Annotated in this window: 18 protein-coding genes; 8 read left to right on the forward strand and 10 right to left on the reverse strand. The window is 59.4% G+C overall.

All coding sequences use genetic code 11. From position 1 onward, the window contains the following. The first annotated feature begins 23 nt into the window (after positions 1 to 23). Positions 24 to 941, forward strand: coding sequence for an alpha/beta hydrolase fold domain-containing protein (locus PR017_RS09560; protein WP_111222790.1), 918 nt, complete (start codon positions 24 to 26; stop codon positions 939 to 941). A 63-nt stretch (positions 942 to 1,004) separates the two neighbouring features. Further along, positions 1,005 to 2,252, forward strand: coding sequence for an AGE family epimerase/isomerase (locus PR017_RS09565; protein ID WP_111222789.1), 1,248 nt, complete (start codon positions 1,005 to 1,007; stop codon positions 2,250 to 2,252). Positions 2,253 to 2,307: 55 nt separating this feature from the next. On the opposite strand, the gene PR017_RS09570 is transcribed toward PR017_RS09565, so the two are convergent. Continuing rightward, entirely contained in the window at positions 2,308 to 2,802 is a 495-nt protein-coding gene (locus PR017_RS09570; protein WP_111222788.1) for a heme-degrading domain-containing protein, read from the reverse strand. 155 nt (positions 2,803 to 2,957) lie between these two features. On the opposite strand from PR017_RS09570, the gene PR017_RS09575 reads away from it, so the two are divergent. From PR017_RS09575 to PR017_RS09590, 4 genes are all read left to right on the forward strand, one after another. Further along, entirely contained in the window at positions 2,958 to 3,923 is a 966-nt protein-coding gene (locus PR017_RS09575; protein ID WP_111222787.1) for a polysaccharide lyase family 20 protein, read from the forward strand. 86 nt (positions 3,924 to 4,009) lie between these two features. Next, entirely contained in the window at positions 4,010 to 4,306 is a 297-nt protein-coding gene (locus PR017_RS09580) for a hypothetical protein (RefSeq protein WP_111222786.1), read from the forward strand. Positions 4,307 to 4,594: 288 nt separating this feature from the next. Next, positions 4,595 to 4,792 (forward strand): hypothetical protein, encoded by a 198-nt coding sequence (locus tag PR017_RS09585; protein WP_111222785.1) that lies wholly within the window; start codon positions 4,595 to 4,597, stop codon positions 4,790 to 4,792. 149 nt (positions 4,793 to 4,941) lie between these two features. Then, entirely contained in the window at positions 4,942 to 5,652 is a 711-nt protein-coding gene (locus tag PR017_RS09590; RefSeq protein ID WP_111222784.1) for a helix-turn-helix transcriptional regulator, read from the forward strand. A 6-nt stretch (positions 5,653 to 5,658) separates the two neighbouring features. Here the strand turns inward: PR017_RS09590 and PR017_RS09595 are convergent, their stop codons facing one another. The 6 genes from PR017_RS09595 to PR017_RS09620 form a co-directional block, all read right to left on the reverse strand. Then, positions 5,659 to 6,360 carry a hypothetical protein gene (locus PR017_RS09595; protein ID WP_111222783.1) on the reverse strand — a complete coding sequence of 234 codons (702 nt, stop codon included), beginning with the start codon at positions 6,358 to 6,360 and terminating at the stop codon, positions 5,659 to 5,661. A 255-nt stretch (positions 6,361 to 6,615) separates the two neighbouring features. Further along, positions 6,616 to 6,972, reverse strand: coding sequence for a hypothetical protein (locus PR017_RS09600; protein ID WP_111222782.1), 357 nt, complete (start codon positions 6,970 to 6,972; stop codon positions 6,616 to 6,618). Between the two features lie 134 nt (positions 6,973 to 7,106). Further along, on the reverse strand, positions 7,107 to 7,538 hold the full coding sequence (locus tag PR017_RS09605) for a pyridoxamine 5'-phosphate oxidase family protein (protein ID WP_111222781.1): 432 nt from the start codon (positions 7,536 to 7,538) through the stop codon (positions 7,107 to 7,109). A gap of 95 nt (positions 7,539 to 7,633) precedes the next feature. Then, positions 7,634 to 7,984, reverse strand: a complete 351-nt coding sequence (locus PR017_RS09610) for a CAP-Gly domain protein (protein ID WP_111222780.1) — start codon at positions 7,982 to 7,984, stop codon at positions 7,634 to 7,636. Positions 7,985 to 8,130: 146 nt separating this feature from the next. Beyond that, positions 8,131 to 8,292: a hypothetical protein gene (locus tag PR017_RS09615; protein ID WP_164498264.1), complete on the reverse strand. Its 162-nt coding sequence runs from the start codon at positions 8,290 to 8,292 to the stop codon at positions 8,131 to 8,133. Positions 8,293 to 8,401: 109 nt separating this feature from the next. Continuing rightward, positions 8,402 to 8,818: a hypothetical protein gene (locus PR017_RS09620; protein ID WP_111222779.1), complete on the reverse strand. Its 417-nt coding sequence runs from the start codon at positions 8,816 to 8,818 to the stop codon at positions 8,402 to 8,404. Positions 8,819 to 9,083: 265 nt separating this feature from the next. Here PR017_RS09620 and PR017_RS09625 point away from each other — a divergent pair, with 265 nt between their 5' ends. Both PR017_RS09625 and PR017_RS09630 read left to right on the forward strand, forming a co-directional pair. After that, complete coding sequence (locus PR017_RS09625) at positions 9,084 to 10,769, forward strand: tlde1 domain-containing protein (RefSeq protein ID WP_240539156.1); 1,686 nt, start codon at positions 9,084 to 9,086, stop codon at positions 10,767 to 10,769. 168 nt (positions 10,770 to 10,937) lie between these two features. Further along, positions 10,938 to 11,306, forward strand: a complete 369-nt coding sequence (locus tag PR017_RS09630) for a response regulator (RefSeq protein WP_111222778.1) — start codon at positions 10,938 to 10,940, stop codon at positions 11,304 to 11,306. 180 nt (positions 11,307 to 11,486) lie between these two features. Here PR017_RS09630 and PR017_RS09635 read toward each other — a convergent pair whose 3' ends face one another. The 3 genes from PR017_RS09635 to PR017_RS09645 form a co-directional block, all read right to left on the reverse strand. Next, positions 11,487 to 13,337, reverse strand: a complete 1,851-nt coding sequence (locus tag PR017_RS09635) for a methyl-accepting chemotaxis protein (protein ID WP_111222777.1) — start codon at positions 13,335 to 13,337, stop codon at positions 11,487 to 11,489. Positions 13,338 to 13,402: 65 nt separating this feature from the next. Next, positions 13,403 to 13,663, reverse strand: a complete 261-nt coding sequence (locus tag PR017_RS09640; protein ID WP_111222776.1) for a hypothetical protein — start codon at positions 13,661 to 13,663, stop codon at positions 13,403 to 13,405. 15 nt (positions 13,664 to 13,678) lie between these two features. Further along, positions 13,679 to 15,607 (reverse strand): HAMP domain-containing methyl-accepting chemotaxis protein, encoded by a 1,929-nt coding sequence (locus PR017_RS09645; protein WP_111222775.1) that lies wholly within the window; start codon positions 15,605 to 15,607, stop codon positions 13,679 to 13,681. Positions 15,608 to 15,704 lie beyond the last annotated feature (97 nt).

Below are 15,704 nucleotides of genomic sequence, written 5' to 3' on the forward strand. Positions count from 1 at the left end.
GCGCTGCCACTACGGAGCCTCTGATGTCCATGTCCAACCTGATCGAAACTTTCCACCCCCTGTCGGCAGATGAAAGGCCGGCGGAACAGGCGGCGCTTGCCGCCATCGGCGCCTATTTTGCCAACGCCACAGGCACAATGCGCGACGCCTATGACAATATGACCGCCCATACGCCTGTTGCCGCCGGCGTCACGACCGAGAGAGTAGACAGCCCCGAGACCCAGGGATGGTGGGTGCGCCCGGAAAAAGCGGCGAACGACCGGGCGGTTCTTTTCGTCCATGGCGGTGCCTACATGCTCGGTTCCGCCAAGGCCTATCGCGGGTTTGCAAGCCAGATCGCGGTGCGCTCAGGCGTCTCGGTCTTTGTCCTCGATTATCCGCTGGCCCCAGAACACCCCTTTCCGGCGGCCTTCGACGCAGCCGCAGCGGCACCGCAGTGGTTGAAAGCCCAAGGCTATCCCCAGATTGCGCTTGCAGGCGACTCCGCCGGTGGCGCGATGGTGCTCGCATCGCTTGCAGTCGAGCGATTGGAGTGGCCGAGCGTGTCTGCTGTTATTGTCTTCTCGCCGTGGGTTGACCTGACCCTGTCAGGACCTTCGCTGCTTGACCCAGATACTCATGACCCGGTGTTCAAACCGGAAATTCTGGCGGCAGCCGTTGATAAATACCTTGCAGGTGCCGATCCGAGGGATGATCGGGCCTCGCCGCTCTTCGCCATTCCCGATAGTCTTCCACCGTTGGCTATCCAGGTCGGCACCGATGAACTGCTGCTCGACGACGCCCGGCGCTATGCTGCAGCCGCAGCGACCAGGGGCGGTGAAGTGCGGCTTGATATCTATGACGGCCTGCACCACGTCTTCCAGCGATCGACCGAAGAGCTGCCCAGCGCCGGTAACGCACTTGACGCCGCAGCGCAGTTCTTGTCGGATCACTGGCACTAAGCATCACGGCCTAGGGCGCGCGCCGCGCTCGGCACCCCTTGAAGACACCTGGAGAAAACGCTTATGATCGCAGATGAACCCGCCACGCTGGGAAACTGGAGCAACCGCGACTATCATCGTCGCTGGCTGCTCGATCAAGCCAACGGCCTGTTCGATTTCTTCCAGTATCGCGCCGTCAATCCGAAGGGCGGGTTTTACGACATGGACGATGCGGGCAAGCCGCTCGATGCCGACAACCCTGTGCGCGGCATTCATTCGTCCGCCCGCATGGTGCACTGCTTTTCGATCGCCAGCCTGATGGGGCGGCCCGGGGCCGACGAGATCATTGATCACGGCATGAGCTACCTCTGGCATCGTCACCGGGACAAGACCCATGGCGGCTACTTCTGGACTGTCAACAATGACGGTCCCGTCGATGCCAGCAAGCAGGGTTACGGCCACGCCTTCGTGCTGCTCGCCGCATCGTCGGCAAAGACCGTCGGCCATCCGCTGGCGGACGACATGCTCGCCGACATCACCAATATAATCGACGAGAAATTCTGGGAAGACAGCCACGGCGCCATCGCCGAAGAGTTCAACCGGGATTGGTCACTGATCGGTGACTACCATGGCCAGAACTCCAACATGCATCTGACCGAGGCGCTGATGGCAGCGTTCGAGGCGACCGGCGACAGGTCATACCTCGACAAGGCCGAGCGTATCGCCGACCTCATCATCCGCCGGCAGGCAGGCGCCGTCGGTTTCCGTGTGCCCGAGCATTTCGATGCGCAGTGGCTTCTAGACAAGACCTATCGCGGCAACGAGATGTTCCGCCCGTCCGGCACCACGCCCGGCCACTGGCTGGAGTGGGCACGCCTCCTGCTGCAGCTCTGGACGCTGGGCGGCAAGCGCCACGACTGGATGCCGGAAGCGGCTCGCCACCTGTTTGCGCAGTCCATGTCACTAGGCTGGGACAAGGAGATCGGCGGCTTTTTCTACACGCTCGACTGGGAAGATGTACCCGCCAAGCGCAACAAGCTTTGGTGGCCAGCCTGCGAAGGAGCCGGTGCTGCGCACTATCTCAACGCGCATCTGCCTGATGACTTCCACGAGCAGAGCTATCGCAAGATCTGGGGTATCATCGGCAAGGCGTTTATAGATCGTCAGAACGGCGGTTGGCATGAGGAACTGACGGAAGATCTGGTCCCTGCCCATACCCTGTTTACCGGCAAGGGCGATATCTACCACGCCCTGCAGGCCTGCCTGATCCCCCTGTTTCCCGCGACCGGCAGCCTGACCAGGGTGATATCGGAAGCCGGCGGCAAGCTCTGATCGCTGTCCGATGACAACGCGGGGCGATGTCGTCCCGCGCCGCATTCCCGTTTGGCTATTCCGTCGCCAGGCTGAGATTGTGCAATTCGTGCCCGAGCGTCAGTGCCAGCGCCTCGACCACCAGGTTGTGGTCGTCGCGCTGTGGCAGGCCGGAGACGGTGACGGCGCCGATGCAGCCTGTGCCGATGACGTGGATCGGGAAGCTGCCGCCATGCGGCGCGTAGTCGGCCGCCGACAGTCCGTTGTTCTCGACAGTCTTGCCGGCCTTCTTCAATTCAAGACCGCTGGCATAACTGCTGCGGAAATAGCGCAGCACCATCGCCCGCTTGCGGCGGATCCAGTTGGCGTTATCCGGAGTCGAGCCGGCAAGCGCCACGTAGAATACCGGCATCGAATGCAGGGTGATGTCGATGGCCACGCCGAGATTGCGCTCGCGTGCCAGATCGTGCAGCAGGTTGCCAAGCACCCAGGCGGTGGAGAGATCGAACGAGTCGAAGCGCAGCACTTCTTCCTGCACCGCAATACGGCTGAGATCGTGTTCAATAGTCATGGTCGGAACTCCCTCGTCTTCTCTGAACGCAATCAAGCCCCAAGCGCGCTGTTTGTCCACCGGCTTGTCTTCGATTGTCCAATCACCGCCCCTTGCCGAGGCGCTGCGTTCACGTCAATGATGCAACAATCGAAATATGCCGGAGCCCCGACTTTATGCGCGCCAAGATCATCTTTCTGGCCATCCTGACTGCCATCTCGCGAATTGCCAGCGCCCGGGCGGAAGACGGCGGCCAGCAGGTGCTGCGTGACGGATTCGACGGGAAGGATTTTTCCCCGGCCGGTCACCTCTACTATCGCAATAACGCCGAGCAGAAGGCAGGCACCTACGAGTTCCAGTCGGCAGTCACCCGAAACGGCGGCGGCGCATTGAAACTCACCATCAAGCCGAATTGCGCAGCCGGCAAAGAAAATTGCAGCGAACGCGCCGAGATCTGGGAGAAAACCAAATATCGCGTCCCCTATGATCAAGGCGTCTGGTACGGGTTCGCGGTCAAGTTCGCCGATCCTATACCATCGGGAGACCATCGCTATCTGATCGCCCAGTGGAAGCGCGAGATCGGCCCGGAGGCCAAGGGCGACTTCAGCCCGTTTCTCGCCCTGCGCCTCAACAACGGCAAGCTGTTTGCGACCGTCGAGACGAACTACGTCGCGCCGCCGACGGGTGCGCCAACTGCGAACTCCGGATCCTGCGCTTCCGACCAGACGCCTGTCTGGTATCGCCCCGACACCAACCAGATGCGCGCCCTCGTCGCCACGGATGCCACCTGGGCCAAGGGCGACGGCGGCGAGTTCACCAGTTGCACGGATGCCATGACCATCACCGATCGCGGCAACAAGCTGCCGACGCCCGCCTCAGGCTGGATCGATTTCGCCATCTACACCCAGCCCGGACCCGACGGCACCGGCCGGATCGAGATTTTTGCCAACGACAAATGGATTGTCACCGTCAAGGGACATATCGGCCACGCGGACAAGGGGCTCGGCAGGAACCAGTACTTCAAGTTCGGCCCATACCGCGACGCGGACACAATTGAGTGGACAATGTACTACGATGATTTCCGCCGGTCGCCCCGTTGCAGGGATGTCTTGGCCGACGCATCGCTGTGTCCCGCAGACTAAAAGCGAACAACGACGAAATTGTTTGAAGGGGCGAACCATTGCGCGCATGGTGCGTTTAGTAAAGTTGTCATCAGGAGGCGATAGCTATGCTTAACACAACCCGTGACTGCGCTCGCGATAGCGCGAAAAATGCAATTCCGTCGCTGGGAGAAATCGAAGGTCGCCTCGCGGTGCTGGAGATTTTGGCTCAATGTGCCCTCACCCATGCCCTCAGTGAAGGCGATCAGAAGGTCGATAAGGCTCTTCTCGCCGAAATCCGCCGCGCCATGCATGAGAAATGCGGTGAACTGAAGCTCGGCAGTGAAGACGCAGAATCTGCCTTCAGCTTTGCCGAGGAACTGATCGGCGCATCCATAGAAGCATCGAGGCTCAATCGCCAGTGATCTCTCGTCGTGCAAAAATCATCCTCGCAGCCATGGTCGGGCTGGCCGTCATCCTGACTGTGCTGCTTCTCGTCGTTCCAAAAGTCCCGGAAATTCCGGGGACCGATCTGCCCCAGTCCGGGGCAGCAGCGCCTTCCAAATAGGAACAATGTATCGTTACGGCACGACGGGTGTGCCGTTTTCGGAAGATATTAACACCCTCGTACGGTCTCGCTTGAATATTAGCAAAATCGCGGCCTTATTGGATCGTCACCTGATCGCGGGTGCTTTCATCAAGAGGGTGGCGATATGACCATGTTGATCCAGACGCCGATCTGCTCCGACGAAGTCGACGTTCTCGCAGGCGCACTTTACGCCTGGTGTGCAGAACGGGAAATTAAACTTTCAAGCCAGGCCGGCCTTGCAGTCGCCAACAGGGCAATCGACCTTCTCCATGCGGGACATCGTACGCAGGAAGAACTGCTCAGCGCTTTGCACAACGCATGAACATCAAGGGCTGACTCGCATGCGCCGACGGGGTCTCGGCCTGACATGGGATATTAGCGCAACAGTCGCAAAAACAACCCATGCGACAGATTGATAAAAGTTAAATCAACCATGCAAATCTACGGGCTTGTCGTTACGTTTAGCCTAATATGACTTCAAAATCGACTTTCAATTCCATATCACAGACCCTGATCGACAACTGGCTGGATGCAACTAGCCCGATAGAAGATCCGGAGACGTTCTGCGGCAAGATAAGCGAGACCATGTCTCTGAAAATGTCGCTCAACTTCATCGACACCAGAAGCGATGATCCTCTCGACTGGTACTTCCGGCGCATCAAGCCCTACGGGATCAACAGTCGGATTCTTAATCTGAAAAAGATGTTTCCCGACGGTCCATTGAGGAACTTGCCAGATAGGACGTACCTTCTCGACGCCGTCATCCCCCATTACAGCTGCGCGCTTTCGCTGCGAAAGCCCTTGATCGATCTGGTCCTGACGAAAATCGCCGGCATCGATGTCGGCTACGACCGTTTGCTGATCCCTCAAAAGACCAATGGCCGGGCGGAATGGTGCGTATCGTTCACCGAAGGCCGTTTCCTTTTCAAGACACCCGTCGACGCCAAGTTAGACCCGGTTGAGGAAGTCATCATCCGGCTGCTGATGGAGGGTGAGACTGCCAAGGAAATCGCCGTGGAGCTCGGCTTGTCCCAACGGACCATTGAGCACCGGATCGACAAAATGAAGATCCGCTATGAGGCGCGCAACGTCGTCCATCTCACCGCCAAGCTTTTCTCCATCCACCTGGTTCGCCGCATGGCGGAAGACAGGATTATCAGTGCGGGTCAAAGGGAAGACTAGCGCGCCCTACCTCCTGCTCGCGGCCGCCTGAGCACGTGCCTTCAGCTGCGCCATCGAAAGACCGGTGGCAGCCGCAGCGACATTGTAAAGCGCCTTGTTCAGATCCTTCGTCTTGAATGCGATGCCGTCGACGCCGCGCTTGCGATCGAAACCCAGCGGATTACCGTCGCGGTCGACCACGACATGCACGCCAAACATCTGGTCGAATTCGCGGCTATTCGGCTTGTGGAAGGTTGAGCCGGCCGAGGTGTCGAATTCCCCGTCGAAATTGGCGATGAACAGCTGCAGTACCGAATAGCTCGCTGCCGTTTGGCCGACCACGACTTCGCCGAACTTGCAGCTGCCGAGATAGGGTATGGAAGGCAGCACGCTCGAGCGGTTCGCTTTTCTCATGCGGTTGTTGGCGGGCAGGCGGTCAGAAAAGAGATCATGTGCGTCGTTGCCAAGAATCGATAGGTTTTCACGCGTCGCGGAGGCGACCTCGATGGCGTCCATTGTCGGCAGGATCTTTCGGAAACGCGCTCGTGACGTCTCGGAAGGCTCAGGTATTACTTCGCCACTACTGAACCAGCGTGCGTATTTAGCTGCTGCAATTTCGGATTCGGAGGATTGGGAGGCGAGGCTGAGGGAGGCATTCGCCAGCTTTACGATGTCGTTTCCGAAGCGGTTTCCGTATTGTAGCTTTTCGGCGGCCTTCTTGTCAGACACTGCAATTCCCCTTTTTCCGAGCAGTCTCGTTGCGCTCTGTCGGGATGCTATGGACGAAATATTAATGCGACGGCTGATTGGCGCCGTAGATTTACCGCGCCAACTTCAAGTTGCGCCGCCACGTCGGTTCATGGTTAGTAAACTCTGACGACCAGGCGGGCATAGTGGATAGGCAGGCGCGGCCGGATTTGGCGAAAAACGATTAAAAAAAGGCGACCCCGAGGCCGCCTTCGTAGTCGCTAAAGCTGATATCGATTACTGTATCCGGATGCGGAACGCACCCGACGGATACCAGAAACCGTCGCTATGGCGGCGATAGCCGGGACGGCGCTGCTCGTAACCACGGTAACCGTTCCAGTTGCCACGACGATCACGCGGAGGTCCGTGGCGAAAACCAGGGCGGTCATCGTTGCGGTAGCCGTTATGGCCACGGCGATCACGGTTCATACGCCGCGGCGGGGGTGCATCCGGATCGTACTGGACGGTCGCAACATCAGCGCCGCCCACCATAGTCAGGGCAGGCATAGGCGTGGCGGATGCGGGTGCAACTCCGGAAAGGCCAACCATCGCAGCAAGCGCTGCTGCGGCAAAGCCTGTCAAAATCTTCTTCATCGGTACTCCAATTCGGCATCATCGCCACTCATCTCTCAAAGAGCGCGATCGGTATGACATAGGGTGCAGGCAACATCCGACAAGACTTAGGGTTGTGCAATCTGCAGGTATGCGCCCGACTATCCGTTACGAGGCTACTGATCGTCCTCCGGAACCTGGACCTCGCCCTGATCCTCGCCGTCCCAGTAGTGGACGCGTTCGGCATGGACATGGATCATCACAACGCCCGGGGTATCCACACCGTCCTGGAACCAGACGTCCAGCTCGCTCGTCCAGTGCTCGGCAAATCGTGCCTTGTCGCGGATCAGCGCTGCTTCGCCTTCGACAGCGACCGCGAAAGACTTCTCTCCTTGAAATGTCAGCGACACCTTCGGGTTGGCCTCGATGTTTGAGATCATCTTGGCCTCTTCCCAGGTGAAGTAGTAACTGTCGCCGTCGTAATCGACATCGCCGTTGTTGCTCATCGGCCGTCCGGCAATCGTGCCGTTTTCAGCATGCGTCAAAAGCATCGCGACATCGATATCGCGCATCTTTTCAGCCAGATCTTTCAATGTCATTTCGCTCATCCCGACAGTCCTCCAGATTGCATGAACACGTTGAACGTGTTCATGCGTGGAAGGTTCAGACGTTCGGAGGCGCTAAATGCCGATCTGCCGCCGGTTCAGACTTTTTCAGTCTTCTTGACCGGCGCCTTCTTCTGAGGCTCGACGGGGGCATCGGGTGTCGGTGCCAACAGCTTGCGCAGCGAGCTGATCTTGTCTTCCACCAGCGGCCGGAAACGTGAGGCGCGATAAGGCATGTCGGCAGCGCCATAGCCTTCCGGACCGGCATCGTCCCCACGGAAGATCTCGGCTACCTTGATGCCGAGAAATTCGCCGTCAATGTAGTGCGAATACATGCCAACCCAGCGAATCGTGTAAATCTCGTCCTTGCGGATCAGCTGGTCGATCGACACGTTCTTGAACTTGTCGTCGATACAGACGACCTTCTGGCCGACGTAAAAATCGTTCATCTCATCCTCATGCAAGAAAACTGTCGCCGCCGTGCGCTGCCGGTCGAGAAAACCCGCAGCTGCAAGTTTACAGCCTTATCGCATAATTTACGGCATTTTGCCGACCGGCGCAAACATTGCGCTTAAAATTTGGCCGCCGTCGGCTGTTAGTGAATGCTCTCGGAGGGCACGTCCTCGCCAAGAATACGAAAGGCTTCGCTGAGGGCCGCAACCAGAATATCGGTCAGCTTGTCTGCGTCATTGTCCATCAGGAAAAGAGCGACAGTGGAATCCTTGGGGTCGTGGTAAGTCTCTGTTTCATTCGACATGTCATTGTCCTTTTTCCCGCCGCGTCACATCCCGGCGTCTTGAAGAGTCATAGGTGGCATGGCTTGCGCAAAGCTTGTTGAGGTTTGGCGCATGGGGTATCAGCGACGGTCAGTGGCGACCTCCCGTCCAGCCCGTCATCACGGTGTCGTTGACGTCGAGGTCGATCCAGCAGTGATAGTCTTCGTCCCTCGAGCTCCCCGACGCACTGACTTTCCGCTGGCACCGCGAGGCTCCGGGCCCTCCCTCGCTCCCGAAGCGGCGCGTGATCAGCGTGACGCCGCCGGCGGCCGTATCGCTGGTCTCGGCCCCGAGGGTTTCGAGCGCATCGTAGAAATATCTGGCTCCGTCGTCATCGCAGGCAATTTGTGCCACGGGCTTGTCCTTGCCGAGAACGACGGGCCTGTTTTCTTCGGCGGCCTGCACGATGCATGCCGTCAGCGCCTTGCCGATGCTGTGCGGTTGGGCGGAAGCAGCCATGGGAGCGGCCGCAAGCGCACACAACGCCAGGAAAAGCCGTCTTTCCATTTCTTTTCTCCCATATTTCGGCCGCACGGATTGCCTATGCAGCGTGTCGTCATCGTACCGTCATATTAACCACCGGGTCCGGAATGGCGCAACGGTCAAGACGGTCGAACTGTTCCAAAAACGAACGCCTGGGTGCAGCTCACGAGCTGAGACGAACAGAAATTTGCGGCAGGCGCTTCTAATATTCACCGCGTAAAGGGTTTAGTTACCAAGATTCTTCATTCTTTGAGATAAGCGGCGGGAAGCAGCGGAGACGACCATCGTCTTGCTGACCAACATCACAGGCTCCGGCAATCCGGATCGTCTGGCCGCCTTTGTGTATCAGTGTGGAACGAGTATCATGGCGTTTGCGATCGAGACGTTTAGGGACGTCAGTCCCAGGGCAGGAAAGGCCGGCAAGAGAGGCTCGTCCCGCGTCGTGACGGTCGGCACCGTGATGATCGGCACCGGCGTGGTCGCCTTTTCATGGGTAGTAGCCACCGCATTCGCTCTCCAGGGCGTCGTCGGTCCCTACGCATCAGGCTCCCCTATCCTGCAGAAATCCGGCCCGTCGCTGGTGGCACGAGCGTCGCAGCCTGTCGCCCATCAAAGCCTGCGACTTGCGACCCTCGACCCAGCCGGCGTCAACGCTCTCGCGCTCGCCAAGGCCCATCGCTCGGCAATTGCTGCCGAAATGGCCGCGCTCGCCCCGAGCTACTCCGTCATTGCCAAGAGCGACCGCGTCGTACATGCACCGACCGCGATCGCCGATGCAGGCCAGTCTTCCCATGCGCTCGCAAAGTCGGGACGCCCGTTGCCTGCCGACGTCATGGCAGCCTTGAAAGTGGCATTGGCCGCTGTGCCGGCCGGAACAGCCGATGCCGCCGCCGTCCGCACGGCAAGCGTCGATCTCGACCGCGCCGCAGCGACCAGCGAACGCGCATTGTCAGCCTCGGCTCCTGCCCTCCCCGTGGCCTCACGCGACGACAGGCTGTCGCTTGCCAGCGCCGCGCCGACAGGCTCTGGTTCGCAAATTCCGACACCGATGCCCAACCCGACGATGGCAGCGACGGCGTCAGCCGCAGATCGCCCTGTCCAGATGGCCATGATCGACCCGACGCCTGCTACCACGCGGGACGTGACGGCCCTCGTGCCGGCACAGCGCCCGCAGGCCGCCGCAAAGCCTGCCCGTCCGACGGCGGTCTCCACCCGTGAAATCGTGCCGCAGCAGCGCCCTGCTGACAACGATGACGGCCTCCCGTCCAGCGCCGCTGCCATGGTCGAGCCCGATGCACGGCGCGCAAACGTCGCTGTCGAACAGACCTTCGGACTGGTCATGCCAACCGCTTCCGGGGATTCGTCTGGCACGTCCTCCGCTGATGACATGCTGATGTCGAGCATTCCGCTGCCGACCATGCGCCCGGCCCCCTCGCCGGATGCGGCAACGACGCCGGCCGCAAAGCTCACTCGCCCCTCCAAGGCGCTGCTCGCATACGCCCGTCCTGACGATGCCGGTATGGACAACGAGCCGGTCTTCAAGGCGCCGACCTCGCTGCCGAACGCCCGCACCCGCGTCGCGATCTACGATATCTCGGCGGCCCGCGTGTACCTGCCGAACGGCGAGCAGCTCGAGGCCCATTCCGGGCTCGGCCAGATGATCGACAACCCGCGCTACGTTAACCAGAAGAACCGCGGCCCGACGCCCCCGCACACCTACGATCTGACGATGCGCGAATCGCTGTTCCACGGCGTCGAGGCGATCCGCCTCAATCCCGTCGACGCCCGCGCCATCTACGGCCGCGACGGGCTTCTGGCTCACACCTACATGCTGGGCCGGCGCGGCGATTCCAACGGCTGCGTCTCTTTCAAGGACTACCGCCGCTTTCTCGCAGCCTTCAAGCGCGGCGAAGTCAACCGCCTGCTGGTGGTTCCGCACCTCTCGGTCGCCCCCGGCCGCATAGCCTCGCGCTAACCGCTTAGTCCCGGCTGATCCGAGCGACAGCCGGGACGACTGCGTTCGGGCCGCGCGGCACTTCCTTTGCATTTAATTAAACATGTCCTGATATACCTTCGATGCGCCTGTATCGAAATCCAAGTACCTGCGTTTAGATCGAGACAGAGCAGCGGACAGGAGCCAGGAATGGCAAACGACAGAATGACAGTCTTGGTCGTCGAGGACGAAGCACTGATCCGCCTCGACATCGCCTGCGCACTCGAGGATGCCGGTTTCGAGGTTCTCGAAGCCGCAAATGTCGCAAAGGCGGTTGCTGTATTGACCGCACATCCCGAAATATGCGCGGTGTTTACGGATGTCGACATGCCGGGGTCGATGGACGGGCTGAAACTTGCAGCCGTCGTCTCGATGCAATGGCCGAACACCAAGATCATCGTCACCTCCGGTCGCCGCAACGTCCAGCCATCAGACCTGCCTGCAGCCAGCCGTTTCGTCGGCAAGCCCTATCACCCCGCGACGATCATCAACAACCTCAGCCAGATGCTGGCCGCTTAGCAACAGCGCGCCTCCGAGCAATCGGCAGGTTGAACCATTCAACGCCGGACGTACGCTTGGCGGTCTGCTGCCAGAGCCAAGCACTCACATCGTGATTTGCGCCGCCCTATCCCGGACAATGGTGCTCTGCGCATGGGGTTGTATCCATGCGCAGGCTATTGAACCTCAGACCTTGCTTCCTTAGGCGCGCCGCAGATGGCGCTTGCCCGCCAGGGCGAAGTCATCCGCCTCGGTACCTTCGTGGTGGAGGGTGGTTGTGCGGTTGAGCTTGAAGCGGCCGACCAACTCCGTCAGTACGCTGGATCCGGAGAACAGTTCATTGCTGAGAGCGGTCGTCTCTTCGGCCATGGCGGCGTTTCTCTGTGTCATCTGGTCCAGCGCGTTGACGGCCGAACTGATTTCCTGGAGGCCTGTCGCCTGTTCGACGCTGGAGGTGGCGATTGCCTCCACCTTGGCGTCGATGTCGGCGACGAAACCTTCGATCTTGCGCAACGCTATGCCAGTCTCACCGACCAGACGGACGCCGGTCGAGACCTCGTTGGATGAGTTGACGATGAGCGTCTTGATCTCTTTCGCTGCCTTGGCCGAGCGCTGCGCGAGTTCGCGCACCTCATGGGCAACGACAGCAAAACCCTTGCCCTGATCTCCCGCCCGCGCTGCCTCGACGCCTGCATTCAGGGCCAGCAGGTTCGTCTGGAAGGCGATTTCGTCAATGACGCCGATGATCTGCGTAATTTCTCCCGATGCCGCCTGGATACGGTTCATAGCAGCAACGGATTCCTGCACGGTCGTGATCGAGGCCTGTGCGCACTGCTTGGCATCTGCAACGAGGTTCCTGGTCTCAAGGCTTCGCTCCGACGAAGACCGCACCGTCGCAGTCACTTCCTCAAGTGCTGCGGATGTTTCTTCCAGTGCCGATGCCTGCTCTTCCGTACGCTTCGACAGGCTGTGCGCTGCCTCCTGCATCTCGGTTCCGTTGCCATGCACCAGCCGGGTCTTCTGCAGCACTTCTTCAAGCGTTGTCTGGAAGTTTGCCAGCGAATTGTTGAAGTCGGCACGCAGCGGCTCGAACTGCTCGCTGAAGCTCGCGTCGATCGTCGTCTGCATGTTGCATTGGGCAAGCCGACCAAGCCCCGCGCCAAGGGCGTCGATCACCATCTTGACTTGCCTGGCTTCTTCCAGCCGCTCGGCCTCGCGACCGCGCCGCTCGGTTTCGGTCTGGGCTCTCGAGGCCTCGGCCTGATCGTGCAAGCTGCGATTTTCGAGACCTGCCGTCCGGAAGACATTGAGCGCCGCGGACATCGCGCCGATTTCGTCGGTCCGGTCGGCGTATGGAGCAGCCTCGTCGAGATTGCCGCCCGCCATCTTCGACATGGCTGTCGTCATTTTCGTAATCGGCCGGATCGCTCGCTGCCTGATGGTGACGAGGCCAGCAAGAAACACCACCACCGACAGACCACCGGCACCCAGCGCAAGCGACATCAGGCTGAACGACATGCGGGCGGTTTCCGCCTCCTGCGCTGCCGACAGCGCGTCCGACATCTTTACCAGTTCGAGCACTGCCGCCTCATGTGTGTGGAACGCGTCTTTCAGCTCCATCAGAGCCACATGCCTGTCAACAGAGCTGTCGGTGGACAGGAAGCGCTCGTCCATGACCTTCCAGAAAAGGTCCCCCTTGGCGAGAACATCGTTCTCGAGTTCGTTCTTGATTCCATCGGGAAGCCCGGACGCGCGCCAGTAGGCGCGACGCTCGTCGTAGTCCTTTCTCAGAGACCGTATCTTTCCGGCATTGACCGCATAGAGATCTGGGTTGCTGCCGATCTCGTTTGCCAGCATGTAGGTCTCGATCAGGTAGAGAGGCGGCGGCAGGATATCTGCAACCAGATCCTTCCCCTCGACGATCGATTTGTAGATAGGTCCGTTCACCTTGAGCTTCTCTATCGCATAAGTCTGGAGACCGATGGACACGAGCAGGCCGGCGCCGACGACCAGCCCGAACAGCAGCAAGGTGCGGGAAAGATTGATTTTCATTTAGAGAGTCCTCATTTAGCTGAAGACTGGCATTCAAATCTCAATAAATTATGCACTTAGAGCAGTCATGCCACGGGATCGTTAACGATTCCGGTAAATTCGACGACTGATGGATGGGAATACAGCCACGCATTGAGGATGGCAGGATGCAACTGCACGCGCCGATATACGGGCGTCAATACGCTGGAAACGAGTGCATCTTGGCACGGAGCAATCTTCGCGAGCACATCGGCCTTGATCCCTGCCGTGACGATCCGTTGTTCAACGGATTGCCGGAGGATGGAGCAGATCGCTGCTCCATCCTCCAGTTCCGAAATCCGGGACATGGAAGTACGATGCGCTTAAAACTCTTCCCAGGTGGCGCCTGAATTACCGCCGCCTGCAGCCATCTTGCGTGGTGCGGAGAACTGCGCGGTCGGGCGCGACTGACGCGCCGGGGCAGCCATCGCCTGCGCCGTCTGCCTGAGCGCCGATGACTGTGTGTTCCTGGCCCCCTCAAGCTTGAACTGGCTGACCAGTTCGAGCAGCGAATTGGCTTCATTGGCGAGCGTATTCGACGCGGCGGTCGACTGCTCGACCATGGCGGCATTCTGCTGTGTCGTCTGGTCCATCGAGTTCACGGCCTGGTTGACTTCGTGGAGCCCGGTGGCCTGCTCCTTTGCAGACGTGGCAATCGAGTCCATGTGGCCATTAATCTCGACGATGAACTGTCCGATGGTCTTCAGCGCATCGCCAGCATCGCGCACCAGCTTGACGCCATTTGCGACTTCGGACGAAGAGCTGTGGATGAGGCCCTTGATTTCCTTGGCTGCCTGCGCCGAACGCTGGGCAAGCTCGCGAACCTCCTGCGCCACCACGGCAAACCCCTTGCCGGCCTCGCCTGCGCGGGCTGCCTCGACGCCAGCATTCAATGCCAGCAGGTTGGTCTGGAAGGCGATTTCGTCGATGACGCCGATAATGTTGGAAATCTGCTGCGACGAGGTTTCTATCTTCCCCATCGCTTCTTCGGCCCGCGATACCACTTCAGCCGACTTTCCAGCGGACTCGTTGGCACGAGATGCCACGTCGCGTGCATCTTCGGTGCGCTTGGCGGAGTTTGCCACGTTGACGGTAATTTCCTCGACTGCTGCAGCTGTCTCCTCGATCGCGGCAGCCTGTTGTTCCGTGCGCTTCGACAGATCGTTGGCGCCGGCTGCAATCTCGCGAGTGCCGTTGCCCATGCTGGATACGCTGGTGGTGATGGACGACAGGGCGCCGCCGAGCTGCTCGACCGATCGGTTGAAATCGTGGCGCAATGCATCGAAATCCGGAGAAAATGCTTCCGTCAGCTGGAACGACAGATCGCCTGCCGCCAGGCGCTTCAGACCATCGGCAAGGCCCGAGGTTGCGATGCGCAAACGCTCGGCGGCTTCTTCCTCAGCCCGGCGCTGTCCATCAATCCGGTCGATTTCAGCCTGACGCCGGTTGTCTTCCGCCTCGCGTTCCAGGCGATTGTTGGAAATCGCCGCCTGGCGGAAGATTTCGACTGCGCCGGCCATCTGGCCGATTTCATCGGCCCGGCGGGCGAAGGGAATTTCCGAAGCCGTGTCGCCTTCCGAAAGCTTTCGCATCGATGTGTTGATACCACCGAGCGGCCGCGAGACGTTCAGAACGGCAAAGAGCGCGGAGGCAATACCGAGAAGGAGTGCCAGCCCCAGGCACATGTAGGTCACATCCGACGCGAAGGAGATCGTTTGCAGGGTTGCAGCGCCTTCATCCTTCGTGTTCTTGGCAATGTCATCGACAGCTGCCTGTACGGAGTCGCTGGCCAAATTGTAGTCGGTGAGCGCCTTACCGTAGAATAGTGCCGTCGCCTCGTCAGTTTTCGCATTCTTTGCCAGATTGCCCACTTCACCCCACGACTGCAGGCCTGCGCTCCAGTTGCGCTTCAGCGTGGCAAACAGCTCGATGTCTTCCTTGTCTACCAGAAGCGGCTCGTAAGAGCGGATATCGTCATCGACCTTGCCGATTGCAGTCTTCAGTACATCCGAGAGTTTCTGGCGCTGATCGACAGGAGCATTCAGTACGGCGCCTTGATAGATGCGAACATCGCCGATGTCAGCGTTCATCTGCCCAAGAAGAATGAAGCCCGGAATGCGCTTTTCAATAATGACATGATTTTTCGATTGAATAGAATCGAGAGAATAAACGGCAAAAAAACCTAGTCCGGCGGTCATGGCCACAGACACCGAAAATATGCCTAAAAGCTTCGTTGCGACAGAAAGATTCATAATATTGACCCCGATTCGCTGCTGCTGGAAATACCAACTGTCAAGGAAATATCGGAAAATCGTTAATTATAATATAAACTACTTGTAAAGTATAAAT

The sequence above is a fragment of the Rhizobium tumorigenes genome (assembly GCF_003240565.2).
In the GTDB taxonomy this organism is placed as follows: domain Bacteria; phylum Pseudomonadota; class Alphaproteobacteria; order Rhizobiales; family Rhizobiaceae; genus Rhizobium; species Rhizobium tumorigenes.

Coding starts and splice junctions, on each gene's coding strand:
- PR017_RS09630 (WP_111222778.1), top strand. CDS start 10,938: ATGGCAAACGACAGAATGACAGTCTTGGTCGTCGAGGACGAAGCACTG.
- PR017_RS09605 (WP_111222781.1), bottom strand. CDS start 7,538: ATGAGCGAAATGACATTGAAAGATCTGGCTGAAAAGATGCGCGATATC.
- PR017_RS09600 (WP_111222782.1), bottom strand. CDS start 6,972: ATGAAGAAGATTTTGACAGGCTTTGCCGCAGCAGCGCTTGCTGCGATG.
- PR017_RS09640 (WP_111222776.1), bottom strand. CDS start 13,663: ATGTCCCGGATTTCGGAACTGGAGGATGGAGCAGCGATCTGCTCCATC.
- PR017_RS09575 (WP_111222787.1), top strand. CDS start 2,958: ATGCGCGCCAAGATCATCTTTCTGGCCATCCTGACTGCCATCTCGCGA.
- PR017_RS09570 (WP_111222788.1), bottom strand. CDS start 2,802: ATGACTATTGAACACGATCTCAGCCGTATTGCGGTGCAGGAAGAAGTG.
- PR017_RS09610 (WP_111222780.1), bottom strand. CDS start 7,984: ATGAACGATTTTTACGTCGGCCAGAAGGTCGTCTGTATCGACGACAAG.
- PR017_RS09620 (WP_111222779.1), bottom strand. CDS start 8,818: ATGGAAAGACGGCTTTTCCTGGCGTTGTGTGCGCTTGCGGCCGCTCCC.
- PR017_RS09565 (WP_111222789.1), top strand. CDS start 1,005: ATGATCGCAGATGAACCCGCCACGCTGGGAAACTGGAGCAACCGCGAC.
- PR017_RS09635 (WP_111222777.1), bottom strand. CDS start 13,337: ATGAAAATCAATCTTTCCCGCACCTTGCTGCTGTTCGGGCTGGTCGTC.
- PR017_RS09590 (WP_111222784.1), top strand. CDS start 4,942: ATGACTTCAAAATCGACTTTCAATTCCATATCACAGACCCTGATCGAC.
- PR017_RS09645 (WP_111222775.1), bottom strand. CDS start 15,607: ATGAATCTTTCTGTCGCAACGAAGCTTTTAGGCATATTTTCGGTGTCT.
- PR017_RS09615 (WP_164498264.1), bottom strand. CDS start 8,292: ATGTCGAATGAAACAGAGACTTACCACGACCCCAAGGATTCCACTGTC.
- PR017_RS09585 (WP_111222785.1), top strand. CDS start 4,595: ATGACCATGTTGATCCAGACGCCGATCTGCTCCGACGAAGTCGACGTT.
- PR017_RS09580 (WP_111222786.1), top strand. CDS start 4,010: ATGCTTAACACAACCCGTGACTGCGCTCGCGATAGCGCGAAAAATGCA.
- PR017_RS09560 (WP_111222790.1), top strand. CDS start 24: ATGTCCATGTCCAACCTGATCGAAACTTTCCACCCCCTGTCGGCAGAT.